This window comes from Ensifer adhaerens (assembly GCF_013283195.1).
Taxonomy (GTDB): domain Bacteria; phylum Pseudomonadota; class Alphaproteobacteria; order Rhizobiales; family Rhizobiaceae; genus Ensifer; species Ensifer adhaerens_G.
Map to the genome: position 1 here is coordinate 1 of NZ_JABEKT010000005.1, position 25,570 is coordinate 25,570.

At 62.5% G+C, this 25,570-nt stretch carries 21 protein-coding genes; 9 read left to right on the plus strand and 12 right to left on the minus strand.

All coding sequences use genetic code 11. From position 1 onward, the window contains the following. Positions 1-376: 376 nt before the first annotated feature. Entirely contained in the window at positions 377-2,332 is a 1,956-nt protein-coding gene (locus LPJGGPFB_RS29255) for a M23 family metallopeptidase (protein ID WP_173423462.1), read from the plus strand. Positions 2,333-2,440: 108 nt separating this feature from the next. On the opposite strand, the gene clpB is transcribed toward LPJGGPFB_RS29255, so the two are convergent. Together clpB and LPJGGPFB_RS29265 are read right to left on the minus strand one after the other, a co-directional pair. Next, positions 2,441-5,047 carry an ATP-dependent chaperone ClpB gene (gene clpB / locus LPJGGPFB_RS29260; RefSeq protein WP_173423463.1) on the minus strand — a complete coding sequence of 869 codons (2,607 nt, stop codon included), beginning with the start codon at positions 5,045-5,047 and terminating at the stop codon, positions 2,441-2,443. A 302-nt stretch (positions 5,048-5,349) separates the two neighbouring features. Then, positions 5,350-6,357 carry an NAD(P)-dependent oxidoreductase gene (locus tag LPJGGPFB_RS29265; RefSeq protein ID WP_173423464.1) on the minus strand — a complete coding sequence of 336 codons (1,008 nt, stop codon included), beginning with the start codon at positions 6,355-6,357 and terminating at the stop codon, positions 5,350-5,352. 248 nt (positions 6,358-6,605) lie between these two features. Between LPJGGPFB_RS29265 and LPJGGPFB_RS29270 the strand changes: the two genes are divergently transcribed. After that, positions 6,606-7,190 (plus strand): TetR/AcrR family transcriptional regulator, encoded by a 585-nt coding sequence (locus LPJGGPFB_RS29270; RefSeq protein ID WP_173423465.1) that lies wholly within the window; start codon positions 6,606-6,608, stop codon positions 7,188-7,190. Between the two features lie 252 nt (positions 7,191-7,442). Here LPJGGPFB_RS29270 and LPJGGPFB_RS29275 read toward each other — a convergent pair whose 3' ends face one another. The 5 genes from LPJGGPFB_RS29275 to LPJGGPFB_RS29295 all read right to left on the minus strand — a co-directional run bounded on the left by LPJGGPFB_RS29275 (position 7,443) and on the right by LPJGGPFB_RS29295 (position 14,123). Further along, positions 7,443-8,129 carry a DUF4167 domain-containing protein gene (locus LPJGGPFB_RS29275; RefSeq protein WP_173423466.1) on the minus strand — a complete coding sequence of 229 codons (687 nt, stop codon included), beginning with the start codon at positions 8,127-8,129 and terminating at the stop codon, positions 7,443-7,445. Positions 8,130-8,461: 332 nt separating this feature from the next. After that, a complete protein-coding gene (gene prmC / locus LPJGGPFB_RS29280; protein ID WP_173423467.1) occupies positions 8,462-9,331 on the minus strand; it encodes a peptide chain release factor N(5)-glutamine methyltransferase in 870 nt (289 codons plus the stop codon). A gap of 5 nt (positions 9,332-9,336) precedes the next feature. Further along, entirely contained in the window at positions 9,337-10,419 is a 1,083-nt protein-coding gene (gene prfA, locus LPJGGPFB_RS29285) for a peptide chain release factor 1 (RefSeq protein WP_173423468.1), read from the minus strand. 71 nt (positions 10,420-10,490) lie between these two features. Then, complete coding sequence (ptsP, locus tag LPJGGPFB_RS29290; protein ID WP_173423469.1) at positions 10,491-12,758, minus strand: phosphoenolpyruvate--protein phosphotransferase; 2,268 nt, start codon at positions 12,756-12,758, stop codon at positions 10,491-10,493. Positions 12,759-12,848: 90 nt separating this feature from the next. Continuing rightward, the gene (locus tag LPJGGPFB_RS29295; RefSeq protein WP_173423470.1) at positions 12,849-14,123 is read right to left on the minus strand and encodes an aspartate kinase; all 1,275 of its coding nucleotides are present in this window, start codon (positions 14,121-14,123) and stop codon (positions 12,849-12,851) included. 314 nt (positions 14,124-14,437) lie between these two features. Here LPJGGPFB_RS29295 and LPJGGPFB_RS29300 point away from each other — a divergent pair, with 314 nt between their 5' ends. From LPJGGPFB_RS29300 to LPJGGPFB_RS29315, 4 genes are all read left to right on the plus strand, one after another. Further along, the gene (locus LPJGGPFB_RS29300; protein WP_173423471.1) at positions 14,438-15,274 is read left to right on the plus strand and encodes a porin family protein; all 837 of its coding nucleotides are present in this window, start codon (positions 14,438-14,440) and stop codon (positions 15,272-15,274) included. 31 nt (positions 15,275-15,305) lie between these two features. Further along, positions 15,306-16,382, plus strand: a complete 1,077-nt coding sequence (locus tag LPJGGPFB_RS29305; RefSeq protein WP_173423472.1) for a linear amide C-N hydrolase — start codon at positions 15,306-15,308, stop codon at positions 16,380-16,382. Between the two features lie 420 nt (positions 16,383-16,802). Then, on the plus strand, positions 16,803-18,335 hold the full coding sequence (locus tag LPJGGPFB_RS29310; RefSeq protein WP_173423473.1) for an ABC-F family ATP-binding cassette domain-containing protein: 1,533 nt from the start codon (positions 16,803-16,805) through the stop codon (positions 18,333-18,335). A 92-nt stretch (positions 18,336-18,427) separates the two neighbouring features. Next, positions 18,428-18,637, plus strand: coding sequence for a TOBE domain-containing protein (locus LPJGGPFB_RS29315; protein ID WP_173423474.1), 210 nt, complete (start codon positions 18,428-18,430; stop codon positions 18,635-18,637). A gap of 4 nt (positions 18,638-18,641) precedes the next feature. Here LPJGGPFB_RS29315 and tsaA read toward each other — a convergent pair whose 3' ends face one another. The 4 genes from tsaA to LPJGGPFB_RS29335 are packed head-to-tail and all read right to left on the minus strand — an operon-like array spanning position 18,642 to position 22,032. Further along, positions 18,642-19,166, minus strand: a complete 525-nt coding sequence (tsaA, locus tag LPJGGPFB_RS29320) for a tRNA (N6-threonylcarbamoyladenosine(37)-N6)-methyltransferase TrmO (RefSeq protein WP_173423475.1) — start codon at positions 19,164-19,166, stop codon at positions 18,642-18,644. A 15-nt stretch (positions 19,167-19,181) separates the two neighbouring features. Next, positions 19,182-19,958, minus strand: a complete 777-nt coding sequence (locus LPJGGPFB_RS29325; protein ID WP_173423476.1) for an ABC transporter ATP-binding protein — start codon at positions 19,956-19,958, stop codon at positions 19,182-19,184. Beyond that, positions 19,955-20,983, minus strand: a complete 1,029-nt coding sequence (locus tag LPJGGPFB_RS29330) for a FecCD family ABC transporter permease (RefSeq protein ID WP_173423477.1) — start codon at positions 20,981-20,983, stop codon at positions 19,955-19,957. Before LPJGGPFB_RS29330 ends, LPJGGPFB_RS29325 begins: the two co-directional genes overlap by 4 nt. Before the next feature lie 11 nt (positions 20,984-20,994). Continuing rightward, entirely contained in the window at positions 20,995-22,032 is a 1,038-nt protein-coding gene (locus LPJGGPFB_RS29335) for an iron ABC transporter substrate-binding protein (protein ID WP_173423478.1), read from the minus strand. 339 nt (positions 22,033-22,371) lie between these two features. Between LPJGGPFB_RS29335 and LPJGGPFB_RS29340 the strand changes: the two genes are divergently transcribed. The 3 genes from LPJGGPFB_RS29340 (at position 22,372) to ubiG (ending at position 24,868) form a co-directional block, all read left to right on the plus strand. Next, positions 22,372-23,100 carry a class I SAM-dependent methyltransferase gene (locus LPJGGPFB_RS29340; protein ID WP_173423479.1) on the plus strand — a complete coding sequence of 243 codons (729 nt, stop codon included), beginning with the start codon at positions 22,372-22,374 and terminating at the stop codon, positions 23,098-23,100. 334 nt (positions 23,101-23,434) lie between these two features. Beyond that, on the plus strand, positions 23,435-23,983 hold the full coding sequence (locus tag LPJGGPFB_RS29345; protein WP_173423480.1) for a dihydrofolate reductase family protein: 549 nt from the start codon (positions 23,435-23,437) through the stop codon (positions 23,981-23,983). A gap of 138 nt (positions 23,984-24,121) precedes the next feature. Continuing rightward, entirely contained in the window at positions 24,122-24,868 is a 747-nt protein-coding gene (ubiG, locus tag LPJGGPFB_RS29350; RefSeq protein ID WP_173423481.1) for a bifunctional 2-polyprenyl-6-hydroxyphenol methylase/3-demethylubiquinol 3-O-methyltransferase UbiG, read from the plus strand. Between the two features lie 89 nt (positions 24,869-24,957). Here the strand turns inward: ubiG and LPJGGPFB_RS29355 are convergent, their stop codons facing one another. Beyond that, positions 24,958-25,533 carry a GNAT family N-acetyltransferase gene (locus LPJGGPFB_RS29355; RefSeq protein ID WP_173423482.1) on the minus strand — a complete coding sequence of 192 codons (576 nt, stop codon included), beginning with the start codon at positions 25,531-25,533 and terminating at the stop codon, positions 24,958-24,960. Positions 25,534-25,570: the final 37 nt, after the last annotated feature.

A 25,570-nucleotide genomic window follows, 5' to 3' on the forward strand; every position in this document is an offset into this window, starting at 1 on the left:
CCGCCCTCGTTCAGTGATCGGGCTTATAGACCCCACACCTCGAACACGTCAACAGACAATTTCAAAATAAATGACAGATTTCTGACAAAGCCAGCAAATGCGGGCTTTTTCCCTCAAAAAAACTTTCGAACGCCTCCGAACGGCCTGTGGAGACACATTTTGGCCCTTACTTCTTCACAATCCACCGATCTAAGCGAGATTATCGGCGCGTCACACGGGGGCGCACGGGGTACGCGGGGGCACGCATATAGGGGTGTGCACTGCCCTCCCCTATCCTCCCCATGGATTTGACTCCCGTGTGCGAAAGATGCACATCTTCGCGCAACGTATCGCCTGCAAGAATACGGCAAGAGAAATCAGGGGCCCCCAGCTCGGAATGATCACCGACAAGAAAATGGTCCGGTCGCTCGGCGACCAACCGCCGATCCTTGCGGACGGCCGGCGCGCGCCGGACAGGCGCGAGATTTCGTTGCGCTGGCTTTCCGGCACCTTCCTGACAGGTATCACCTCCAGTCTTCTTATGGGCGTCGCCCTTTTCGCAGCGCTCGACGGTCGCCAGCAGCTGGCAATCCCGGCCGAAGCCTATGCCGCACTCGACGCATCGAACGGCGGCAACGCCCCCGTCACCGCCAAGCGCGGCGACCGTATCCTTTCTCCCAACATCGTTGCCAAGCCGGCCGACAAGACCGTCATGGAAGTCTCGACGATGATCCATGACGGCGAGAAGGAAGTGGTACGCAAGCAGCCCTTCGTTCACGTCAAGATGGCGCTTGCCGCCAACCACCAGGTTTCCGACAGCTATCCCGACTTCGATCCGCTGGCGATCTTCTCCACCGACGACGCCGATGCCGAACCGCAGGTCGCGCGCACCGGCACGCTCTACGGCTCGAACGTCGATTCCGAGGTGGCGCTGAAGACGGTGGATTTTCCGATCAACGGCTCGAGCCTCACTTTCGACAGTTCTATGTCGCTCGACGAGGTCGAAGAGAACGTCCGCACCAACGGTTCGGTCTTGACCGAAGGCAGCACCCAGGTCGCGTCGCTCTTCTATGTCGATCCGCAGCGTTTCGCTTCCGATAGCGACGGCCTCGACCTTTTGCAGGGCCTGACGGCACGCATCGTCGAACAGAACAAGAGTGATGCTGCCTACGAGAGCATCAACGAACAAAGCACCGAATACGCCGACGATATCATTCCGGTGCGCCGCAAGACCGGTATCGCGACCGCCATGGTCAATGCCGGCTACGCCAAGGCGCAGGCCGAAGACGCCGCCTCCTATATCGGCGACGCGCTCGGCGCCAAGGAATTGAACGACGGCGACGTGCTGCGCATCGGCATCATCCAAAAGGGCGAAGAAGCCCGCATCGTTCGCGCCACCATCTATTCGCGCAATCGCCATGTGCTGACGATGGCCGTCGACGACGGCGGCCGTTTCGTACCCGGCGCCGAACCGCCGAGGCTCGATGCGGTCGCGACCGCCTTCGACGACAACGGCACGCCGACGATCACCAGCACCCACGATCTGCCGCGCGTCTATGATGGTATCTACCGCGCAGCCCTGTCCTACGGCATGAACGCCGACATGGTCGGGCTCGTCGTCAAGCTGCTCGCCAGCAACGTCGACTTCCAGGCGCAGCTGAAGCCAACGGATTCGCTCGAAGCCTTCTTCTCGGTCACCGACGATCGCGGCATGGCGACGGCGGAGTCCGAACTGCTTTACGTCAAGGCGAAGTTCGGTGATGCCGAAACGACCTTCTACCGCTTCCAGGACCCGGACGACAATTCGATCGACTACTTCAACAGCGAAGGCAAGAGCATCCGGCAGTTCCTGCTGCGCAACCCCGTGCCGAACGGCCATTTCCGCTCCGGCTTCGGCATGCGCCGCCACCCGATCCTCGGCTTCTCGCGTATGCACACCGGCGTCGATTGGGCAGCCCCCCGTGGCACGCCGATCATCGCTGCCGGTAACGGCACGGTGGAGAAAGCCGGCTGGGATTCCGGCGGATACGGTAACCAGACGCTGATCCGCCACGCCAACGGTTATGTCTCGTCCTACAACCACCAGAGCGCGATCGCCAAGACCGTCAAGGCCGGCGCAAAAGTCGTCCAGGGTCAGGTGATCGGCTGGGTCGGCACAACAGGCCTTTCGACCGGTCCGCACCTGCATTACGAGTTGATCGTCAACGGCAACAAGGTCGATCCGCTGCGCATCCGCCTGCCAGGCGGCAAATCGCTCGACGGCGATGCACTTGCGAAGTTCGAAAAGGAACGGGACCGCATCGACGAGTTGCTGAACAAGGACGGCAACGGCAGCGAAGTCGCCAGCAAGTAGCCCGCACAATCTGGCGGTGACTTCTGCCGGTTGGCGGCTGATGCCTCCATTTGCGATGCATGAACGCAAAAGGCCGCCCCGAAAGGCGGCCTTTTCCAGTTTCTGCGGTTAGGCGGCTTCTTTTTCCGAACGCGCCCCGCCCTTGAAGTTCAGCCGGTCGGAGCCGGCCAGAACCTTGATGGTCGATCCATCCGGGAACTCGCCCTGGAGGATCTTCTCGGCGAGCGGGTCCTGAAGATACTTCTGGATCGCTCGCTTCAGCGGGCGAGCGCCGTAGGCCGGATCGTAACCCTTGTCGGCCAGAAACGCCCTTGCATCGTCCTCCAGCTCCAGCGAGATCTTGCGTTCGGACAAGAGCTTGAGCAGCCGTGCCAGCTGGATATCGACGATCGCGCCCATTTCAGAGCGACGAAGCCTGTGGAACAGGATGATCTCGTCGACGCGGTTCAGGAACTCCGGCCGGAAGGCCGACTTGACGACGTCCATCACCTGGTCGCGAACCACATCGCTGTCTTCGTTTTCACCCAGACTGACCAGATACTCGGCACCGAGGTTCGAGGTCATGATGATCATCGTGTTGCGGAAGTCGACGGTGCGGCCCTGACCATCGGTCAGGCGGCCGTCATCAAGCACCTGCAGGAGCACGTTGAAGACATCCGGATGCGCCTTCTCGATTTCGTCGAACAGCACGACCTGATAGGGCCGGCGGCGGACGGATTCGGTCAGCGCGCCACCTTCCTCGTAGCCGACATAGCCCGGAGGTGCACCGATCAGCCGGGCGACCGAGTGCTTCTCCATGTATTCCGACATGTCGATACGCAGAAGCGCGGTCTCGTCGTCGAACAGGAAGCGCGCAAGCGCCTTGGTCAACTCGGTCTTGCCGACCCCGGTCGGACCGAGGAAGATGAACGAGCCGATCGGCCGGTTCGGATCCTGCAGGCCGGCACGGGCGCGGCGAACGGCACGCGATACCGCCTGGACGGCATCGCCCTGACCAACGACCCATTTCGCCAGCTCGTCTTCCATACGAAGCAGCTTGTCGCGTTCGCCTTCCAGCATCTTGTCGACCGGGATCCCGGTCCAGCGCGAAACGATATGGGCGATGTTGTCGGGGGTCACGACCTCCTGCACCATCGGATTGGCGTTGGCGTTTTCCTGGCTTTCAGCATCGGCAAGCTCCTTCTCGAGCTTCGGGATGACGCCGTAAGTCAACTCACCGGCGCGCTGGAATTCACCCTTGCGCTGGACGATCGCCAGTTCGTTGCGGGCTTCCTCGAGCTGCTTCTTGAGGTCGGCGGCGCGGCCAAGCTTCTGCTTTTCCGACTGCCAGCGGGCCGTCAGCGCCGATGCCTGCTCTTCGAGCGAGACGACGTCAAGCTCGAGCTTCTCCAGCCGGTCCTTAGACGAAGCGTCCGTTTCCTTCTTCAGGGCTTCCCGCTCGATCTTCAGCTGCATGATGCGCCGGTCGAGTTCGTCAAGCTCCTCGGGCTTCGAATCCACCTGCATGCGCAACCGCGAGGCAGCTTCGTCCATCAGGTCGATCGCCTTGTCCGGCAGGAACCGATCGGTGATGTAGCGGTTGGACAGCGTCGCGGCAGCAACCAGCGCGGAATCGGAGATCCGCACCTTGTGATGCTGCTCGTACTTTTCCTTGAGGCCACGCAGGATCGAGATCGTGTCCTCGACCGTCGGCTCCTCGACCATGACAGGCTGGAAGCGCCGGGCAAGCGCTGCGTCCTTTTCGACATGCTTGCGGTATTCGTCGAGCGTCGTCGCGCCGACGCAATGCAGCTCGCCACGCGCGAGCGCGGGCTTCAGGAGGTTGGAGGCGTCCATCGCCCCTTCCGCCTTGCCGGCACCGACCAGCGTGTGCATTTCGTCGATGAACAGGATGATCTCGCCGTTTTCCGCCTGCACTTCGTTGAGCACGGCCTTCAGCCGCTCTTCGAACTCGCCGCGGAACTTCGCGCCTGCGATCAACGCGCCCATGTCGAGCGCCATCAGCTGCTTGTCCTTGAGGCTTTCCGGCACGTCGCCATTGACGATGCGCAGCGCCAGGCCCTCGGCGATCGCCGTCTTGCCGACGCCGGGCTCACCGATCAGGACAGGATTGTTCTTGGTCCGGCGCGAAAGCACCTGGATCGTGCGACGGATTTCGTCGTCACGGCCGATCACCGGGTCGAGCTTGCCTTCGCGCGCATCGGCCGTCAGGTCTCGGGCATACTTCTTCAGGCTGTCGAAGCCCTGCTCGGCATTGGCGCTGTCGGCCGTGCGGCCCTTGCGAATGTCGTTGATGACCTGGTTGAGCTTGGTCGGCGTCACGCCGGCCTTCTTCAGGATATCGGCGGTGGCGGCCGTGCTTTCGATCGCCAGTGCCAGCAGCAGGCGCTCGACGGTGACGAAGCTGTCGCCGGCCTTCTTGGCCGCCTCTTCAGCGCTCGAAAAGACGCGCGCGAGCGGCTGCGACAAATAGACGGAACCGTTGCCGCCGGAAACCTTCGGCAGTTTTGCGAGCGCTGCATCGTTGCCGGCGCGTGCTTCGCGCACGTCGCCACCCGCCCGCTCGATCAGCGAAGCGGCCATACCCTGGTCGTCGTCAAGCAGCACTTTCAGCACATGCTCGGGCGTGAACTGCTGGTGTCCCTGCGCCAGCGCATAGGTCTGCGCCGATTGCAGGAAACCGCGCACACGTTCGGAGTATTTCTCGATATTCATACTTTACCTCCATAGCCCATCGGGCCCGTCACGCGGCACCCGCTGGTGTTTCAGGATCAGGCTCCCTCATTCGGCGAACCTGTCATTGGGCATCGATCCACACCTTGCGCGGGATCAACACGTCCGTAGCGAATATGGGGCAGCGGTTTTGGAAATTAAAGGGCTGATTGCATGTCGCAATTAGGAAATCTCGTCCGTGACGAAAACGACCACGCATCTTTGCGATGCGTGGTCGTTTGCAGATGGAGGTCACGCGTCACCTCGACGCGTCGAACGAACGCGCCTCGGCAGTGGCAGATGCATCAGTGATCAACGAACGACGTGCCGAACTCCTTCATGCGAGAGACGTAGTATGCCGGCTCGATCAGGACCTCCGGAAGGTAGAGACCCGCCTTGGGCGCCGCGCCGCCATCAAGACCGAGCATGCGCTCGACCGCAAGTGCGACGCCAAGCGCCGTCAGCGGCGCCTGTCCTTGGGGGTGGACAATCTCATGCTTGCGGGCGAGGCGCTCTCCGTCTTTCGACGTCCCTTCGATTTCGAGCATGATCTCCGTCGAAAAAGGTTCGCCGCGCCTCCGGCTGGCGGAAACGCTGTAGGCGAGGTCCAGGCGGATCTCCTTTGCACCGGTCTTGGCAGCCAGCGCCATGACGTCGAAGGGCGAGTAGGCGGCCGCATCAAGTTCGAAGCCATCGACGCTGGTGTAACGCGCACTCGCCTCCTGGCCGCTCACCCAATGCAGCTTGCCGTCCTTGACCGTGAGCGAGGCCGGTGCAGTCCCGGTGATGCGATTGTAGTCGGCAAGAGCCGCCGGCCCGCCCATATCCTCCTCGTCGAGAAGCACGCCGATGCGGATCGCATCGACGGTCCTGTAAGACGAGAGAGCGTCAAGCACGGGGAAGATCGCGGCTCCGGCCAGCCAATGACTGGCAAGCAGGATCGGCGCCTTGTCCGGCGCATGGATATATTGCGCAACCTCCGGCCCGATCTCGAACGTTCCGCTGGAAACGCTGACATAGGGGATGCCCTTCTGCTGCGCGTAACGCATCGAAGTCAGCCTCTCGTCCTTGACGAAGATGACCACGGCGCTGAAACCGGCATTGTCGGGGAGACCGAGATCGGCGCGCTCGAGATCGATCCGCACACCGGTTGCTCCACTGAGCTCGCTGGCCACCGCTTGCGCCCGGACAAGATCTCGACCGCCGATTGCCAGCGGCAGATCGGGATACAGCCTGCGGATCGCCCTGGCCGCCTGCGATCCGACGACGCCCGAACCGCCAATGATCAGCACGGGTGAGAACTTGCTCGACATGTTCATATCTCCTAGACGGGAACGAGGTCGGCATTTTTGCCAACCTACCATTAGTAAGTTACCATTGGTAGATAAGTAGCGAATCCGCTGCGTCAAGAGATCTCGATATTTTATCGCCTACAGCGCCGCGCGTCTTATCAGACGCGCAAAGGCCCTGCAGCACTTTGAATTGCTGCATGTTTTATCCTTGAATCGAATAGGATTTAAGGAAACATGCAGCAGCGTGGACGACCCGAGGAGAGCAGCCGATGGCAAAGACGGCAATCAGGAAACTTGCCAAGCCCGAACGGCGTGCCCAGCTCCTTGAAACCTCCAAGGAGATCCTGCGGGAATGCGGCGCCGACGCCCTCACCTTGGGCCACCTTGCCGAGCGCGCCGGCGTCAGCAAACCGATCGCCTACGAGCACTTCGGCACCCGCGAGGGGCTGCTGATCGCGCTTTCGCGCGAGATCGAGGAGCGCCATACCGAAAAGTTGAAGAAGGCGTTGCAGGAGACACCATCCGATCTGTCATCCGTCGCCCGCACCATCGGCTCCGTTTACATCGGCTGCGCCTCGGAAAATGGTGCGGAATGGCAGGCTATGTCGAGCGCGCTGCGTGGCAATGCCGAGATGGATCGCGTTCAGCAGGAACTCGCCGACGACTATGTCGCGCTCATAGGCGCCGCCGTCGGCCCCTTCGCCAATCTTTCCAAGGACGATCTGCGCCTGCGCTGCGCGGGCCTTGCCGGTGCTGCGGAAACGATTGCCCGCGAGTTTGTCCGTGGCCGAGCGACCGAGGAGAATGCGGCTGCCAATCTCGCAGCCTTGATCGTCAACGGGATCAGCGCCTGATTACGGCACACTGAAGCGGCGTTTGAGCGATCACGAGGGTACCTGATGCGAGAGCGCCGGGCGTTCGGAACAACGCTCTCGCACTCTCTTTCCAAAGCATCTTGTCCGCCTTCGGTGATGCCACTTGAAAGCGGGCGGCTCCAGCAGGCTTCAGCCGCCGCCCGATAACCCGGGCAACAAAAAACCCGGCCGCAAGGCGGACCGGGCTTTTGATATCTGCTTTTTCCGGGCCGCATACGGCCCTGCGAAAACTTACTCGGACGCGGCCAGTGCCGGAGCTTCCGGAGGCGCTTCGCCAGAAGCTTCGCCTTCGCCGGCAGCTTCATCCGTTGCACTGCGGCGCGGACGGCGCGGGCGCGGTGCGCTGCGGCGACGCGAGGCCGCACGACCGGACGCCGCTGGCGTCTCTTCTTCCATGGCGACTTCGGCCGGCGTGCCTTCGATGACGGGCTGCGGGCCCGAACCGTCGATCACCGGCTGCTGCTCGACGACCACCACGGGAGCCGGAGCGGCTGCAACCTGGGCCGGCGCTTCGTCGGCATAGCCCTGATCCAGATCGTCCTGATCCTGATCCTGGTCCTGGTCGTTGCCATCCTGTCCGCGGAAGTCCTGGCGCTCTTCGCGCTGGAAGCGGTCCTGCATCTGCGCCTGCGCGGCTGCGATAATGCGGTTGTAATGCTCGGCGTGCTGGAGATAGTTTTCAGCGATGACACGGTCGCCAGAACTCTGCGCGTCACGAGCCAGTGCCGAGTATTTCTCGGCGATATGCTGCGCGGTGCCGCGAATCTTCACGTCCGGACCCGAACTATCATAGGTCCGTGTCAGGGGATTGGATCCCTTGCGGTTATGATTGTTGTTATTTCCGTTGTTGTTATTGTTGTTGTTATTATTGTTGTTATTCCGCCCGCGGCCGCGCTTGTTTTGCTGTCCTGGCCTCATAGTACATTCACCCGAATTCTCTTGATAATGATGATCATGTGGTTTCGTCTTCCGGCCGGATAAGTCCGCGCCCGACAGGCCGCGCGCCGGTGAGCCCGCACATTGGCGGCTTCGGCGCCGACTGGCGTCAAATTAACAGGTACCTGCACAAGGCACTGTTGAACCCTAGCAACTCTTTCTTGAGAGCAATCCCCGTGGCCAGGTCATACCGGAACGAATCTTAGGTCCATGACCATCTGCCCAGTGCGCGGGCAAACTAGCCCGCTTCCTCTGGGATTCCAAGCCCTTTCTTTGCGTCTGCAAGAAAGAAGATGCGCCAGTGCAGCATTTTTTCAACGGTCGAAGCTACGCCCGAAGATCAGCACCCGGTCGTTGCCGCCCAGATCCTTGGCTTCTTCGCGCAAACGGAAGTTCTCGGCATTAAACAATGCCGTAACCGCCTCTTTCTGATCGAAACCGATTTCCAAGCCTATCACGCCGTTTGTCTCAAGATGATGACCGGCCTGAAGGGCGATGGCACGATAGGCATCAAGGCCGTCGTCTCCGCCATCGAGCGCTGCGGCTGGATCGTGCAATCGCACTTCCGGCTCAAGCTCTGCGACCACACTGGACCGTATATAAGGCGGATTTGAGACGATCGCGTCGAACCGGCCCTCCACATGTTCGAACCAGTTGCTGCGCAGGGCCTCGAAGCGATCTGAAAGCCCAAGCGCCTCGGCATTTGCGCTCGCCGTCGCCAACGCGTCCCGCGATATATCGGTTGCCGTGCCTCGGGCTTCAAGAACGCTCGCCAGCAGGGCCAGGCAGATCGCCCCGGTGCCCGTGCCGAGATCGAGGAGCCGGCAGCTCCCCTTCGCCGCAACGGATTGGCGCAGATACGGGATCATGCGATCGACGAGCGTTTCCGTATCCGGCCGCGGCTCCAGCGTTTCCCGCGACAGTTTGAGCGGCAGGCCAAAGAACTCCCGTTCCCCGAGAATGCGGTAGACCGGTTCACGGGCCGCCCGTCGCTCCACGGCCGCCCGCACCCTGACGGCATCGGCCTCGGAAACCGTATCCCGGCCGCGGGTCACGACATCCGTCAGCGACAGTCCGAGCAGGCCCGAGACCAGATGGCGCGCATCGAGCGCCGCATGCTCGATGCCGGCCGCCGTCAGGCGGTCCCGGCTTTCCGACACGAGGCGCGCGAGCGTGGCCGTCATCGCGATCAGCCCCGCTGCTCGCCAAGCAGCGCCAGCTGGCTCGCCTGGTAGTCGGCCAACAACGCATCGACCACCTCGTCGATCTCGCCCATCATCATCCGGTCGAGCTTGTAGAGCGTCAGGTTGATGCGGTGATCGGTGATGCGGCCCTGCGGAAAGTTGTAGGTGCGGATACGCTCCGAGCGGTCGCCGGAGCCCACCTGGCTCTTGCGATCAGCCGAACGCTCGCTATCCGCGCGCTGGCGCTCCATGTCATAGAGCCGGGACCGCAGGACCTGCATCGCCTTGGCGCGGTTCTGGTGCTGCGACTTTTCCGAGCTCGTGACGACGAGGCCGGTCGGAAGATGGGTGATGCGCACCGCAGAGTCCGTCGTGTTGACGTGCTGCCCGCCCGCGCCCGACGAGCGCATGGTATCGATGCGGATGTCTTCGGGGCGAACCTCGATGTCGATCTCCTCGGCTTCCGGCAACACGGCAACGGTCGCCGCCGATGTGTGGATGCGACCGCTCGCCTCGGTTTCCGGCACGCGCTGAACGCGGTGAACGCCGGACTCGAACTTCAGCCGCGCGAACACGCCACGCCCGGAAACGGTGGCGATGATTTCCTTGAAACCGCCCGCTTCGCCTTCGCTCGACGAGAGCACTTCGACCTTCCATCCCTTGCCTGCCGCGTAGCGCTCGTACATCCGGAACAGGTCGCCGGCAAACAGCGCCGCCTCGGAACCGCCGGTTCCCGCACGGATTTCGAGGATCGCGCTCTTTTCGTCCGCAGCATCCTTCGGCAAGAGCAGGATCTGGATCTCCTGCTCCAACTGTTCGATCGCCTCCAGGACGTCGGGCCTTTCCATTTCCGCCAGGTCGCGCATGTCCTTGTCGGTCGTCCTGTCGGCCAACATCGCGTTGATATCGGCAAGCTCGCCGGTCGCCTTCTCGTAGGCGCGAATCTTTGTCACCACCGGCTGCAGTTCGGAATATTCCGACGCCAGCTTCACATAGACGTCGGCTGCCGGTCCCGCTGACATGCGGGCCTCGATCTCGCCGAACCGTCGTTCCAGTTCGCGCATTTTCTCAATGGGAAGCTTTGCCAAGTGTCACTCCAAATGCACTTCGCCTCGCCCGGATCATAGCTCGGACGAGGACAAAAGCGCTTCAAATCTATCTAAACCGGGATGCCGTTTGTCGCAGCAAAATCGATGAGGATCTGGCGAACCGGCGTATGGTCGCGCGTATCGTCGAGCGCCGCGTTCAGCACCTCGCCGAGCTTGGTCGCGTCGAGGGCCAGGAGCATCGCCTTGATCGGACCGACTGCCGTCGGCGACATCGACACCGAGCGGTAGCCGAGGCCGAGCAGCGCCATTGCAGACAACGGCTTGCTTGCCATTTCGCCACACAGGGTCACCGGCGTCTGATGGCGCTCGCCGCCGCGCACGATATCGCGCAGGATGCGGAGGAAGGGGCGGCCCAGCACGTCGAAACGGTCGGAGACGCGGGCATTGCCGCGATCGACCGCCATGGCGAACTGGAACAGATCGTTCGAACCGACCGAAACGAAGTCCACTTCGCTCATCAACTCGTCGAGCTGCCACAACAGCGCCGGCACTTCCAGCATGGCGCCGAACTGCAGCTTGCGCGGAAGCTGTTCGCCAAGTTTCGACTGGCGCTCGATTTCCTTTTGCAGGAGTTCGCGGGCTTCCTTCAGCTCCGAGACCTCGGTCACCATCGGCAGCATCAATTTCAGCTCGAGGCCGGCCGCTGCACGCAGCATGGCGCGAAGCTGGGTGCGCAACAGGCCTGGCCGGTCAAGCGAAAGACGGATCGCCCGCCATCCGAGCGCCGGATTTTCCTCTTCCGCCGCGCGGAAATACGGAACCACCTTGTCGCCGCCGATATCGAGCGTGCGGAACGTTACCGGCTTACCGCCGGTCTGCTTCAGGACGCTGCGATAGAAGGCTTCCTGTTCTTCCGCCTTCGGCATGGTCGAGGCGATCATGAACTGCAGTTCGGTGCGGAAGAGGCCGATGCCCTCCGCCCCCGCTTCGTTGAGATGCGGCAGGTCGACCAGAAGCCCGGCATTCATCTGCAACGTGATGCGCTTGCCGTCCTTGGTGAGCGGCTCGACATCCCGAAGTGCCCGGAACTGCGCCTGGCGGCGAGCCCGGAAGCGGACTTTTTCCTCGTAGGCGCGCTGCAGATCGGCCAAGGGCCGCAGGTGCACCTTGGCATCGTCGCCATCGATGATGACGGCATCGCGATTTTCCGCAAGCGCAACGGCTCCAGCCGCCTGGCCGACCACGGGAATGCCCATGGCACGGGCAACGATGACCACGTGGCTGGTGACCGCACCCTCTTCAAGCACCAGGCCGCGAACGTTTTCGCGCGGGTAGTCCAGAAGTTCGGCAGCCCCCATCGCACGGGCGACGACCACTGCATCGGTCGGGAAATCGCTCGCCGAAAGCTTCGCACCATAGCCCGAAAGCTGGCGCAGCAACCGGTTGGCGAGATCGTCGAAATCGTGCATGCGCTCGCGCAAATAGGGATCCGTCAGCCGAATCATCCGCGCCTTCGTCTCGCTCTGGACCCGCTCGACGGCAGCTTCGGCCGTCAGGCCGTTGCGAATCGCCTCTTCGAGCTTCCGCACCCAGCCGCGGTCATGGGCAAACATGCGGTAGGTCTCGAGCACCGCGCGGTGCTCGCCCTCCATCGACACTTCGCGACGCGACAGCATGTCGTCGATCGAGATCCTGAGCGACCCCAGAGCTTCGGCCAGCCGTTGCAGTTCCTGGTCCGTATCCTCGTTCAGAAGATTGGTGACCACGATCCTCGGCTCGTGCAGCACGACATAGCCAAGGCCGATGCCTTCGCCGTAGCTGTTGCCGTCGATCGAGACAGGGCGGGACAGGTCGAGTTCGAGGCCGGGCTTGGTGATCTTCTTCAACTCGCCGGTCGCGACCATTTCGGCCAGAACCATGGCGGTCGTTTCGAGCGCCTCGACCTCGTCTTCCCGGTAGTTGCGCTGCGCCTTGTTCTGCACGACGAGAACGCCGAGCGCGCGGCCGGTGCGCAGGATCGGCACACCGAGGAACGAGTGGTAGATCTCTTCGCCGGTCTCCGGCAGGTAGGTAAAGGCTGGATGCGCCTGGGCGTCGGACAGGTTGAGCGGACGCGCGGACGCGGCAATGGTGCCGACGAGGCCCTGCCCCATCTTCAATTGCGCCAGGTGGACGGCGGTCTTGTTCAGACCTTCGGTCGCGTAGAGTTCGAGCACCCCGTCGGAACGCAGCACATAGACCGAACACACTTCCGCGACCATGTTCTGTGCGATCTGGCGCACGATCCGGTCAAGGCGCTCCTGTGGCTCGAGCGGTTCCGCCATCAGTTCGCGCAACCGCTTGAGGAGAACGCGCGGACCTGCGGAAAGGTCTCTCATCGCGTGGGGTCCCCCGAAAAAGAGTAGACGACGACGGCGGTAGAATTCGCAGCCAAAACCGCTGCGAATCCCAAATCAGTCATCTCAGAATTAACTCTTATCGAGACCGTAGGCGGAATGCAAAGTGCGAACTGCCAATTCGGCATAGGGTCCGTCGATCAGGATCGAGATCTTGATTTCCGACGTGGTGATCGCCTTGATGTTGATGCCCTTGTCGGCCAGCGCCCGGAAGGCCGAGGCGGCAACACCGGCGTGGCTGCGCATGCCGATGCCGATGACCGAGACCTTGACCAGGCCTGCTTCCGACTGGATCACGTCGTAGCCGATCTTGTCCTTGTTGTCGCCGAGCACGCGCAGCGCCTTGTCGACGTCGCCGGAAGGAACCGTGAAGGTCATATCGGTCTTCGAACCATCTTCCGAGATGTTCTGGACGATCATGTCGACATTGATATGGGCTTCGGCCAGCGGCCCGAAGATCGCCGCGGAAACGCCCGGCCTGTCGGCAAGACGGCGCAGCGAAATCTGGGCTTCATCCTTGGCATAGGCAATGCCGGTTACGACTTCCTGTTCCACGATTTCTTCCTCATCACAAATCAGCGTGCCGGGCGGATTGAGAAGGTCACCCATGCCCGGCGCATCGGGATCCTCGAAAGACGAACGCACGAAGGTGCGGACCTTGTGCACCATGGCAAGCTCGACCGAGCGCACCTGCAGCACCTTGGCGCCGAGCGATGCCATTTCCAGCATTTCCTCGAACGCGATCTTTTTCAGACGCCGCGCCTTCGGCTCGATGCGCGGGTCGGTGGTGTAGACGCCATCGACGTCGGTATAGATGTCGCAACGGTCGGCCTTGACGGCTGCTGCAATTGCAACCGCCGAGGTGTCGGAGCCGCCGCGACCGAGCGTCGCCAGCCGGTTGTCCGGGCCAAGCCCCTGGAAGCCGGCGACCACGGCCACCTGGCCCTCGCCCATGCGGCGGATGATTTCGGCACCCTCGATGTCGAGGATGCGCGCGGCGCCGTGGGCGTTGTCGGTGCGGATCGGGATCTGCCAGCCCTGCCAGGAGCGCGCATTGATGCCCATCGACTGCAGCGCGATCGCGAGAAGCCCCGAGGTCACCTGTTCGCCCGAGGCAACGATGGCATCATATTCGCGCGCATCGTAGAACGGCGCGTTGCTGCCGGCGACCTTGGGCATGTTCTGCACCCAGCCAACCAGTTCGTTGGTCTTGCCGGACATGGCGGAAACGACGACTGCGACCTCATGGCCGGCATCGACTTCACGTTTCACATGGCGGGCAACGTTGTGAATGCGGTCCAAATCAGCGACGGAAGTTCCGCCGAATTTCATCACGATGCGTGCCATTTCGCCTCTACCGGTACCGAATGTTTGCGCGTGAGCGCGTGACAGGAAAGCGCCCCCGTCGGCGCCCGACGGTCAAAAAGCTTGGGAGACTTCTCGGACATCGGCCAATCACCGCTTCGGGGAGCGGAAAGTCGCGGCGTCTCTTAGCGGATCGGGGGGCGGGGCGCAATGGCAAGAAGGCAGGAATAAGGCCGGACGGGCACGTAAGGTCAGCAACGCCGGATGGTCGATGATCAAGCGGCCGACGCGCATTTACGACTTGAAATTGCAGCATCACCCGCTAGGCTGCCACCATCTTCGGAGAGGGTCCGCTGATGCCGCCATCGCTTAGCCATGCCGCCGCGCGACACGCGCGCCGGGTCTTTCTCGCAACAGCCGCCCTCGTCGTCACATCTGCCGCCGCGCCGGCCGCCGATTTCGACACGCAGCGCATGGCGCCGGAGCGTGATTGGACGGTGATCGTCAGCCCCTATGTCTGGGCGGCGAGCCTGAAGGGAAACGCCTCGCTTGCCGGCTTCGACACTGATGTCGATGTCCCCTTCTCCGACACTTTGGAGCATCTCGATCTCGCGGCCATGGGCAACATCGAGCTGACCAACGGACAATGGGGTGTCTACTTCGACGGCCAGTATGTGCGCACCAGCCAGGATGAGCAGGTGCAAGCCCACGAGATCGGCCTCGATATCCGCATGACCTGGCTTGCAGCAGGTCTGTTCTACAAGGTCTATGAAGACGAGCTTGGCGGCGACACGGTATTCGGCAACCCCCGCACCTTTTCGATCGAGCCGACCGTCGGCCTGCGCTGGACCAAGCTCGAAGCCGACGTGTCCGCCTTCGGCCTCAACGCGACCAAGAGCGCCAACTGGACAGATCCGTTCGTCGGGGTCCGATTCAACGGCGACCTCGACGAGCGCTGGAACCTGGTCGGCGAGGTCGATGTCGGCGGCTTCGACGTCGGCTCCAGGCTGAGCGTCAACGCCCAGACCTATCTCGGCTATAGAACCGAAATGCTCGGACACCCGACGATCCTGCGCGGAGGCTATCGCATGCTCTATCAGGACTACGAGAACGACGACTTCACCGGCGCCAACACGTTCCGCTGGGATGTCAATGAGCATGGACCCGTGCTCGGTTTCTCGATGGTGTTCTAGACCGATCGCTATCCGCACAAGGAGTGAAGCCATGACCATCAAGGCAATTCGCACCGCACGGGCACTGAGTTCTACCCTCCTCGCGTCGTTGCTTGTCCTTGCCCAGGTGCCAGCAGAGGCATGCACGCGGCTCGTCTATCTCGGCCCTGATGATACCATCATCACCGCGCGCTCGATGGACTGGAAGAGCGACGTCGCGACCAATCTCTGGGTGCTGCCCCGTGGCATCGAGCGCAACGGTCAGACCGGTCCCAACTCCTTCAAGTGGACGGCGAAATTTGGCAGCGTCGTCGCAACGGGATACGACGTTTCGACAACCGACGGCGTCAACGAAGCGGGCCTCAACGCCAACCTTCTCTGGCTGGTGGAATCCGAATATCCGAAACTGGACGATAACAAGCCGGGTCTGACGATCGCCGCCTGGGCACAATATGTGCTCGATAGCTTTGCGACGGTGGAAGAGGCCGTGGCCGCGCTCGAAAAAGAGCCCTTCACCATCGTCACCGACAACGTGCCCGGCGAAAACCGGCTGGCGACGTTGCACCTGTCGATCTCCGATCGCAGCGGCGACAGCGCGATCGTCGAATATATCGGCGGCAAGCAGGTGATCCATCACGATCGCAAGTACCAGGTCATGACCAACTCGCCGACCTTCGACCAGCAGCTCGCGCTCAACAGCTACTGGAAGCAGATCGGCGGCACCGTCATGCTGCCGGGAACGAACCGCGCTGCCGACCGCTTCGCGCGGGCGTCCTTCTACGTCAACGCAATCCCGAAGGAAGAGGATGCCAACCGGGCGATTGCTAGCGTCTTCAGCGTCATCCGCAACGTCTCCGTGCCCTATGGCCTCAACACTCCGGAAGAGCCGAACATCTCCTCCACCCGCTGGCGAACCGTGGTCGATCACAAGCGCAAGCTCTATTTCTTCGAGTCTGCACTGACCCCGAACACCTTCTGGGTCGACCTGAACAAGATCGACTTCTCGGAAGCGACCGGCAAGGTCATGAAGCTCGATCTCGGAGAAAACCAGGACCATACCTACTCGGGCGATGCGACCGGCGATTTCAAGCAGGCAGAACCGTTCAAGTTCCTCGGCGTGGATATGTAGGGGGGTGCCGGTTTGCAATCGGCGCGCGCTTCAGGTCGGCAGGACCGACGCGTCCCCTTGAAAGCTGCTCGCACCGATGGTAAACACGCGCTGCAACTCGATTGTGAAAGGAGGGCTGCGTTGTGATGACATTTTTCCGGCACCACCGCCAGCGTGGCCCCGTCAACGCCCTGCAGATGCGTTTGCAGGGCTGACCGGTACAATCGCTTCGCGTCTTCGCGAACCTTATCCCTGGTCTGCCCCAGTGTGGTGCGGCTGAAAACCGTTTCGGTTTGAACGCCCGCGCCGTTTTCCATACCGAGCCGACGCGGCCCGAACACTGCATGATATCGTGCATCGGGTCCGACATTCCGCCCAACTCGGCAGAAGTCTTGCCGCCCGTGGATGTCTGCCGTCGCTCGCGCAGTCCAGAGAATTAACATGGCCTTGATCAACATCCGTAACCTCGACGTCACCCTCAGCACGTCGCTCTTCTCCAATCTCAACCTTTCGGTCGCGGCCGGCGATCGTGTCGGCATCGTCGCCGCAAACGGCCGGGGCAAATCCACCCTGCTCCGGGCGATCGGCGGCAGCTTCGAACCGACGGCGGGCGAGATCACCCGCTCGCGCGGCCTGACCGTCGGCCATGTCGAGCAAAACGTGCCGGCAGAGCTTTTGCCTCTATCGTTCCATGAGGCGGTGCTGTCGGCGCTGTCGGCCGAACAGGCGGACAGCGAGAGCTGGCGCGTCGATATCGTGCTCGACCAGCTCGACGTGCCCGAAGCCCTTCGTGAGCGTGCGGTCGCCGAGTTGAGCGGCGGCTGGCAGCGGCTGGCGCTGCTGGCGCGCGTCTGGGTGACCGATCCCGATGCGCTGCTGCTCGACGAGCCGACAAACCACCTCGATCTCGCCAAGATTGCAAGACTCGAAGCCTGGTTGAACGCGCTTCCGCGCGACGTGCCGGTGCTGATCGCTAGCCACGACCGCGCCTTCCTCGACGCTACCACCAACCGCACGCTGTTCCTGCGCCCGGAGCAATCGCCTGTTTTTGCACTGCCCTATTCGCGAGCGCGCGATGCGATCGACGAACTCGACGCCTCGGAAGAGCGGCGCTACCAGCGCGACATGAAGGTGGCGCAGCAACTCAGGCGGCAGGCGGCCAAGCTCAACAATATCGGCATCAATTCCGGCAGCGATCTCCTGACGATCAAGACCAAGCAGCTGCGCCAGCGCGCCGACCGGCTGGAAGACGCCGCCAAGCCAGCCCATCAGGAACGTTCCGCCGGAGGAATCCGGCTCACCAATCGCGGCACGCACGCGAAAATCCTGGTGACGCTCGACGATGTCCAGGTGGAAACGCCCGACGGTACCCCGCTTTTCCGCACGGGAAAGCGCTGGATCTGCCAGGGTGACCGCATCGTCCTGCTCGGCGAGAACGGCGCCGGCAAGACACGGCTGGTCAACTTGATCCGCACAGCGATCGAAGAGCCGGCGCGTGCGCCCGAAACGCTGAAGGCCACGCCTTCCCTGGTGCTCGGTTACAGCGACCAGGCGCTTGCGGGTCTTTCGGACAAGGAGACGCCGCTTGCAGCCCTCTCCCGCCGTTTCTCGCTGAGCGACCCGAAAGTGCGCTCGCTGCTTGCCGGCGCCGGTGTCGGCATCGACATGCAGGACAAGCCGGTCGGTCGGCTCTCCGGTGGCCAGAAGGCGCGCCTGGCGATGCTGGTGCTGCGTCTGCGCGAGCCGAACTTCTACCTGCTCGACGAGCCGACCAACCATCTCGACATCGAGGGTCAGGAGGCGCTCGAAGACGAGTTGATGAAGAACGAGGTCAGCTGCCTGCTGGTGTCGCACGACCGCAGCTTCGTGCGCAACGTCGGCGATCGTTTCTGGCTGATCGAGAAACGCAAGCTCGTCGAGGTCGAAGATCCCGAAGATTTCTTCGCTGCGGCCGCGCAGGCAGACCTGGCCTGATCGATACGTGGTGCGCGACAATCGTCGCGCACCACCATTTGACCGATGCGCCTGCGCCGCCTAACCTCCCCCTCCAAGCGGAGGAAGCCGGCATGAAAATCAGCGCGCGCAATCGCTTCAAGGGCAAGATCGTCGACGTCGTCAAAGGGGCGACCACCGCGCATGTGCGCATCGATCTCGGCGCCGGGGCCATCGTGACGGCTTCGATCACCAACGAGGCCGTCGATGAACTCGGCCTCAAGGCCGGCGATGACGCCTATGCCGTCATCAAGGCGTCCGACGTTATGGTCGCGATCGACTGAACGCTCACGCCTTCTTGCAGTAGTGTGCGGTGCCATTGTCACCGGTCTCGAAGTCTCCCGGCTGCGGCGGCGCGATCGGCTTGAACAGCGTGCGGTCGGGCTTCAGGTCGATGAGCGGCGTGCCGTCGAGGCAGTCGAGCCCGCGCACCAGCAGCACATTGCCTTCGACCGCTTCCAGCTGGACGATCGAGGTGCCGATCGGGTTCGGCCGCACCGGCGAACGCAGGGCAAAGGTGCCGTGCGTCTCGCCATTGTTGGCCGGGCTCTGCAACACGAGGTCGCGGCGAGACCGGTCGAGCCAATAGAGGATCTCCAGCCGTTCGAAGCGTTCGACGCCTTTCAGCGCCTCGACCCAGGGCGCAAAGATCTCGATCCGGCAGATCGGCCCGTCATGGCGCCCCTGTCGCGGGCAGCCAAGCCGTGAGACCCACGGCGTCGAAATGCGGCCGATGAAGGTCAGGCCCGCATCGTTTACCTCGGGCGGCGTGATCGAGACTTCGTTTTCCCGGATTTCATTTTCCCGAACCATGTGGCCTTCTTTCCGTCAGGTCTTGTTTCGTGGTGCGCAGAGGCGTGCGTCGCTGCCGGCAAGCGTGCCGATCACCACATCGATGTCATAAAGTTGCTTGAGCGTGTCTGCCGTCAGCACGGCTTCCGGTGTTCCGAGTGCCGCAAGCCTCGATTGGAACACCAGCGCCACCCGGTCGGCCACCCGAAAGGCGTGGTCGGGATTGTGGGTCGACAAGACGATCGAGACGCCCTCGCCCGCAAGCTCGCGCACCCGGTCGAGCACCCGCATCTGGTGGCCGTAGTCGAGGCTCGCCGTCGGCTCATCCATCACCAGGATCGACGGTTCCTGTGCCAGCGCCCGGGCGATCAGCGCGATCTGGCGCTCGCCGCCGCTGATTTCGGTATAGGCGCGGCCTGCCAGGTGGCCGATGCCGAGCCGCTCCAGAGTGGCGGCGGCCACGTCGCGGTCACGGAGGCCGGGCGTTGCAAACAGGCCGACATGCGGCGCGCGGCCCATCAGCACCAGATCTTCCACCGTGAAGGGAAAAAGCGCTGCATGGGCCTGCGGCACATAGGCGATGCGCGATGCCCGCTCGCGGCCGGACCAGGCGCCGATCGGCTGGCCGTCCAGCCGGATCGTTCCGGCCCTTAAGGGAACAAACCCGAGCAAGGTCTTGAACAGCGTCGTCTTGCCGGCGCCGTTCGGTCCGAACAGCACCAAGACTTCGTTTTCTTCGAGCGTGAAGCTGATGTCCTGGCCGACAAGGCGGCTGCCATAGCCAAAGGCGATCCGGTCGACCTCGAGCCTCATTGCCAGCCCCTTCGCCCTGACGCGAGCAGGAAGAGAAAGAACGGGGCACCGACGGTCGCCGTCAGGATACCGAGCGGCACCTCGATCAGCGCGATGCTGCGCGCCAAGATGTCGGCAACGAGCAGGTAGGCGGCGCCGAGCGCCATCGAAATCGGCAGGAGCCGGACGAAATCCGGACCGACGATGAGGCGCGCCACATGCGGAATAACGAGACCGATCCACCCGATGATGCCGGTGATCGAAACGGCTGCAGCCGTGATGAGCGTTGCCGCAAGCACCAGCACCACGCGCAGGCGGCCGGTATCGATACCCAGCGCCTTCGCCTCCTCTTCGCCCAGCGTCATGACATTCATTCGCCAGCGCAGGAGAAAGAGCGTGACGATGCCGACGACAAGCGCCGGTAGGATGGAGATGATATCGCCCGACGTGACCGATGCCAGGCTGCCGAGCAGCCAATAGGTGATGGCCGGCAGCTGATCGTAGGGATCGGCGAGGATCTTGATCAGCGATATGCCGGCACCGACAAGCGCACCGACCGCGATGCCCGCAAGCACGAGAACCAGCACCGGATCGCGGTTGCGGATCGCTGCGGCAACCGCATAGACCGAGAACACGGCAATCAGCCCGCCGGCAAAACTCATCAACTGGATGATGCCGACAGGCAGAGACAGGAAGATGCCGATCACCGCGCCGAAACTGGCGCCGGCGGAAACGCCGAGAATATCCGGCGAGACCAGCGGATTGCGAAACAGGCCCTGATAGGTTGCACCGGCCGCCGCAAGAGCGGCGCCGACGGCGAGACCGGCGACCACCCGCGGCAGGCGGATGTTCCAGAAGACCGTTGCCACCGTTTCATCCGCCGGCGCACCGCCAAGCATTGCCCTGATCTGGGCGAGCAGATCCGCCAGCCCGGCGTCGAACTTGCCGACTGTCATGGACAGGACGGCGAGCGCCAGCAGGCCGGCGAACGCAAGCAGAAATCCCGAGCCGGCCAATCGGCGCCTCGACAGCATTCGCCTTGTCATTGCTTTTCCTGTCATTCCGCTTCCGGCAGAGCGCCTTTGAGCAGCGTCGCCAATTGCGCATCATCAAGATCCACCTGGTAGAACAGCTTGTAGAATTCGCGCGTCTCGGCTTTCAGGTCCCCCTGGTAGATATCGCCGTAAAGCAGTGCCTCGAGCCAGCGGATACCGATCAGGCGATTGATGCCGGGCGGTGAATCGAACCAGCCGAACGGCAGCGACGGCGCGCTGAACACCTGCCCCTTCCCGACCGCCTGGACCTTGCTCCACACCGGATCGGCTGCAACCGACGCGGCAAACTTCGGGCTTGCCGCGATGATCACCTCCGGGTTCCAAGCGAGCACCTGTTCCGACGAAACTTGGGTCAGACTGCCTTTTCCGGCGGCGGCAGCGACGTTGACGGCACCGGCAGATTCGAGAATTTCCAGATTGATCGAGCCGGCAAGACCGGTCTCCAAACCATCGGGACCGCGGCCATAATAGACCCGCGGGCGCTTGTCGGCGGGCACCGCCGCCATGGTCGCTGCGAGTTCCTTCAGTGTCTCGTCGGCATAGTCGGCTAACTTGTCGCCCCGCTCTTCAGCGCCGAGCATGACGCCGAGGCTGCGCAGGGTCTCGGCGCTCTTGCCGAAGGAACCGTCGATCAGGACATAGGGAATTCCGGTCTGGCTCTGCACCTTGTCGGCAAGCGAGGCATAGGTCGCGTCCACCGTGCCGACATCGATGATGATGTCGGGCTTGGCGGCTAGCACCGCCTCGATGTTCGCCGTCCCTCCCTTGCCGGTCAGCCGGCCATAGGTCGGCAAGCCGCGCACCGCCTCGATCAGGTAGGGCTTTTCGTCCTCCTTCGGCTCGCGCACCCAGCCCGCCAGTTTTTCCGGAGCAATCGCATAGATCAGCACCGACGCCGGCGGACCGGCCGCCAGCACCTTGCCGATATGATCGGGAAGCTCGACCGTGCGTCCGGCAGCATCCGTGAAGGGTTTCGCCTCAGCCGCAAGCGGTATCAGGGCAAGAAAGGCGCCGACGGCGCCGGCGAAGTAACTGATCATGGTGAAGCCTCTTGTTCGAGGTGCGGACGATGGTTCGGCGCGACTATGGCACAGCGTTATATCCGTTGGAATATCTCGATTGATACCCTCGCCCCGGCGTTAAGCTCTTTGCGGCAGATGCGAACCTTGACTGGATTGCCGGATCGGGCGATATCGGGCCCATGTGCGAACATGACGTCCATATCGTTGCGCGTTCGGCCGGCATCCCAACAGGCGGGATGCAGGGCGATAGAGCACGCTGATAAGAGAGCGTTCGCGCACCTGCAGCCTCGCCGGAAACGGACGGGGTTCTTCTTTTGACGGGTGCGCCGTCCATCGGCATTTTTGATGGAGAATGAAATGGCACAGAATATCTACGACAAACCGGAATTTTTCGAAGGCTACAGCCAGCTCGGTCGATCCGTGCATGGTCTGGATGGCGCGGCCGAATGGCCGTCGATCCGCGCCGCCCTGCCGGATCTGGCGGGCAAGCGCGTGGTCGATCTCGGCTGTGGCTTCGGCTGGTTCTCGCGCTTCGCCGGCGAGCAGGGGGCCGATCGCGTTCTCGGCCTCGACCTGTCGGAAAATATGATTGCCCGCGCCCGGCGCGACACGTCCGATCCGGCAATTGAATACGGCATCGCCGATCTCGACCAACTGGCGCTCGAGGCCGGCGCCTTCGACGTCGCCTATAGCTCGCTCGCCTTCCACTATGTCGAGGATTTCGACCGGCTGGTCCGGGCGATCCACGATGCGCTGATCCCCGGGTCCCACCTGGTCTTCACCATCGAACACCCGATCTACATGGCATCGCTGAACCCTGGCTGGCAGGTCGGCGAAGACGGGCAGAAGCGCTGGCCGGTGGATCACTATTCCGTCGAGGGTCGGCGCACGACGGACTGGCTGGCCAAGGGCGTGATCAAATACCACCGCACGATCGGCACCACGCTTAACGCCCTGGTGCGCGGCGGTTTTTCCATCCGTCACGTCGAGGAGTGGCACCCGACGACAGCCCAGATCGACGCCAATCCAGCTCTTGCAGAAGAGATGGAACGGCCGATGATCCTGATCGTCGACGCGCAGAGATAGGACAGATTGAAGCTCGGGTTGGACCGCCCGGGCTTCGTCCCACCCCGTCGCGCACGTCATCCGGGATGGCCGCTTTCAGATCTGTCCGGCCGTGCGATCACGCAACCGATTTCCAGCAAGCGTTGCGAAGGCTGTGGGGCGACGGTTTCGATCGCCCAAAATCTGCTTCCCGCGCACTTTGCTTCCCTGCCAGCCGATACATGAAAGGCCCGTCGACGGCGGGCGATATCCGATACAACAACAAAACCACTTGCAAAATTGAACCAGTATTGCGAGGATTAATTATCGGCAAATGGTCCGCAACCGGCGGCGAGCGAAAACGGGAGCAATGACAATGCGGAAGGTCATCATGTGGGACATGGTCAGTGTCGATGGTTTCTTCGAGGCCCCGGGCCATGACATCAGCTGGTTCGTCTTCGAGGACGAGCTCGCCGCCTACATCGGCGAGACCCAGCGTGAAGGCGATACGCTGCTGTTCGGCCGAGTGACCTACGAAATGATGGCATCCTATTGGCCAGCGGCCGAGGGCGATATCGCCACCTACATGAACGGCGCCGAGAAATACGTCTTCTCCCGTTCATTGACGCGTGCCGATTGGCACAACACCACGCTGGTTTCCGGCGATGCCGTCGCCGAAGTCGAACGCCTGAAGGCGCTGGACGGCGGCACCATCTTCATCTTCGGCAGCGCGGATTTTGCCGCGGGGCTGGTGGAAAGAGGCCTCGTCGACGAGTATCGCCTCGGCATCAACCCGGTGTTGCTTGGCGGCGGCGTCCCGCTCTTCAAATCCCTGCCAAAGCGCACCACTCTAAAGCTCACCCACGCGCGGCCGCTCAAGTCCGGTGTCGTCATCCTGCATTACCAACCGCAGCCGGAGGCTTGACCGAACGCTTGTCAGCTGGGGTGCCATCGGCAGAACCCGCTGTAGCTGCCTTGGATGCGCTGTTGTGGCCGCGGCCCGCCTCTTGACATCCCTGCCCGATCGTCCGACTTCATCAGGCAGAATGAAGGAGACGGCAGCATGAGCGAGACAGCGCGCACGACGATCGACCAGAGCGAGGTAGACCGCTTTTCGGCCATGGCCGCCGAATGGTGGGACCCGACGGGGAAGTTCCGGCCGCTGCACAAGTTCAACCCGGTCCGCCTCGCCTATATCCGCGACCGGGTTTCCGAGCATTTCGACCGTGACCCGAAGAGCCCGCAGCCACTGAAAGGCCTGCGCCTGCTCGATATCGGCTGCGGCGGCGGGCTGCTGTCGGAGCCGATGGCCCGCATGGGGGCTGACGTCGTCGGCGCCGATGCGTCGGAAAAGAACATCGGCATCGCCAAGACCCATGCCGCCGGTAGCGGAGTTGCCGTCGATTATCGTGCGGAAACGGCTGAAGCGCTTGCCGAAGCGGGCGAAAGCTTCGACATCGTTCTCAACATGGAAGTGGTCGAGCACGTCGCCGATGTCGACTTCTTTATGAGCACCTGCGCCCATATGGTTCGCCCGGGTGGCCTGATGTTCGTCGCCACCATCAACCGCACGATGAAGGCGGCGGCGCTGGCGATCTTCGCCGCCGAAAACGTGCTGCGCTGGCTGCCGCGCGGCACCCATCAATATGAAAAGCTGGTGCGCCCCGAGGAGCTGGAAAAGCCGCTTGTCGCAAGCGGTCTGGAACTGACCGAACGCACCGGCGTGTTCTTCAACCCGCTCTCCAACCAGTGGAACCTGTCGAAGGACATGGACGTCAACTACATGATCGTCGCCAAGCGCCCACTTTGACGGCAAACCGGCCGAGCCTGCGGGATATGGACTGAACATTTGAAACCCTCCGGCGATGTCTGTCGCCGGAGGGTTTTGCATTTTGACCCCTAGTTGCCTCGGGCAGCCTTTGGCCGCGCGTTCCATTCGTGCTTTAGCAGGGCGTAGATGTACTCGTCGCCCCAGGAGCCGTTGAACAGGTCGTTCTGGATAAGATGCGCCTCTCGGCGCATGCCGAGACGCTCGACGACGCCGACAGAGCCGGTATTGAGCGGATCGAGCCGCGCGAAAATCCGGTGAAAATTGAGGAGGGAGAAACCGAGATCGAGTGCCGCCCGCATCGCTTCGGTCGCATAGCCCTTGCCGGCAAACGCCGGGTTGAAGATGTAGCCGGTTTCTGCCTGCCGCGCCGCCTTGCTCGCAAGCTTCAACAGCACTTCGCCAACGAGCGCGCCATCCTCCCGTCGCTCCACGGCAAAGACCGCGACATCCCCATCCTCATCGAGGCGCGGGTCGCGCGCCTTCGCAAATTTGGTGCGTGCGCCGTCCTCGTCCAGCGGATCGGCATAGAGATAGCGATAAACATCCGGTAGCCGGTGATAGGCATGGAACCCATCGAAGTCCTCAGGCGCAAAATGCCGGATCGTCAGGCGGTCGGTGGAAATACGAAGGTCAGCAAGATCCATTGCTCTCAAAATCCCGGATTGCAAAGATCCGGAAATG

Bases quoted from the DNA above. Each gene is read 5' to 3' on its own strand.
- tsaA (WP_173423475.1), bottom strand. From the start codon at position 19,166: ATGGTTCGGGAAAATGAAATCCGGGAAAACGAAGTCTCGATCACGCCG.
- LPJGGPFB_RS29325 (WP_173423476.1), bottom strand. From the start codon at position 19,958: ATGAGGCTCGAGGTCGACCGGATCGCCTTTGGCTATGGCAGCCGCCTT.
- LPJGGPFB_RS29355 (WP_173423482.1), bottom strand. From the start codon at position 25,533: ATGGATCTTGCTGACCTTCGTATTTCCACCGACCGCCTGACGATCCGG.
- ubiG (WP_173423481.1), top strand. From the start codon at position 24,122: ATGAGCGAGACAGCGCGCACGACGATCGACCAGAGCGAGGTAGACCGC.
- LPJGGPFB_RS29265 (WP_173423464.1), bottom strand. From the start codon at position 6,357: ATGTCGAGCAAGTTCTCACCCGTGCTGATCATTGGCGGTTCGGGCGTC.
- LPJGGPFB_RS29300 (WP_173423471.1), top strand. From the start codon at position 14,438: ATGCCGCCATCGCTTAGCCATGCCGCCGCGCGACACGCGCGCCGGGTC.
- LPJGGPFB_RS29305 (WP_173423472.1), top strand. From the start codon at position 15,306: ATGACCATCAAGGCAATTCGCACCGCACGGGCACTGAGTTCTACCCTC.
- LPJGGPFB_RS29270 (WP_173423465.1), top strand. From the start codon at position 6,606: ATGGCAAAGACGGCAATCAGGAAACTTGCCAAGCCCGAACGGCGTGCC.
- LPJGGPFB_RS29340 (WP_173423479.1), top strand. From the start codon at position 22,372: ATGGCACAGAATATCTACGACAAACCGGAATTTTTCGAAGGCTACAGC.
- LPJGGPFB_RS29330 (WP_173423477.1), bottom strand. From the start codon at position 20,983: ATGACAAGGCGAATGCTGTCGAGGCGCCGATTGGCCGGCTCGGGATTT.
- LPJGGPFB_RS29275 (WP_173423466.1), bottom strand. From the start codon at position 8,129: ATGAGGCCAGGACAGCAAAACAAGCGCGGCCGCGGGCGGAATAACAAC.
- ptsP (WP_173423469.1), bottom strand. From the start codon at position 12,758: ATGAGAGACCTTTCCGCAGGTCCGCGCGTTCTCCTCAAGCGGTTGCGC.
- LPJGGPFB_RS29295 (WP_173423470.1), bottom strand. From the start codon at position 14,123: ATGGCACGCATCGTGATGAAATTCGGCGGAACTTCCGTCGCTGATTTG.
- LPJGGPFB_RS29345 (WP_173423480.1), top strand. From the start codon at position 23,435: ATGCGGAAGGTCATCATGTGGGACATGGTCAGTGTCGATGGTTTCTTC.
- prmC (WP_173423467.1), bottom strand. From the start codon at position 9,331: ATGACGGCCACGCTCGCGCGCCTCGTGTCGGAAAGCCGGGACCGCCTG.
- LPJGGPFB_RS29315 (WP_173423474.1), top strand. From the start codon at position 18,428: ATGAAAATCAGCGCGCGCAATCGCTTCAAGGGCAAGATCGTCGACGTC.
- LPJGGPFB_RS29335 (WP_173423478.1), bottom strand. From the start codon at position 22,032: ATGATCAGTTACTTCGCCGGCGCCGTCGGCGCCTTTCTTGCCCTGATA.
- clpB (WP_173423463.1), bottom strand. From the start codon at position 5,047: ATGAATATCGAGAAATACTCCGAACGTGTGCGCGGTTTCCTGCAATCG.
- LPJGGPFB_RS29255 (WP_173423462.1), top strand. From the start codon at position 377: ATGATCACCGACAAGAAAATGGTCCGGTCGCTCGGCGACCAACCGCCG.
- LPJGGPFB_RS29310 (WP_173423473.1), top strand. From the start codon at position 16,803: ATGGCCTTGATCAACATCCGTAACCTCGACGTCACCCTCAGCACGTCG.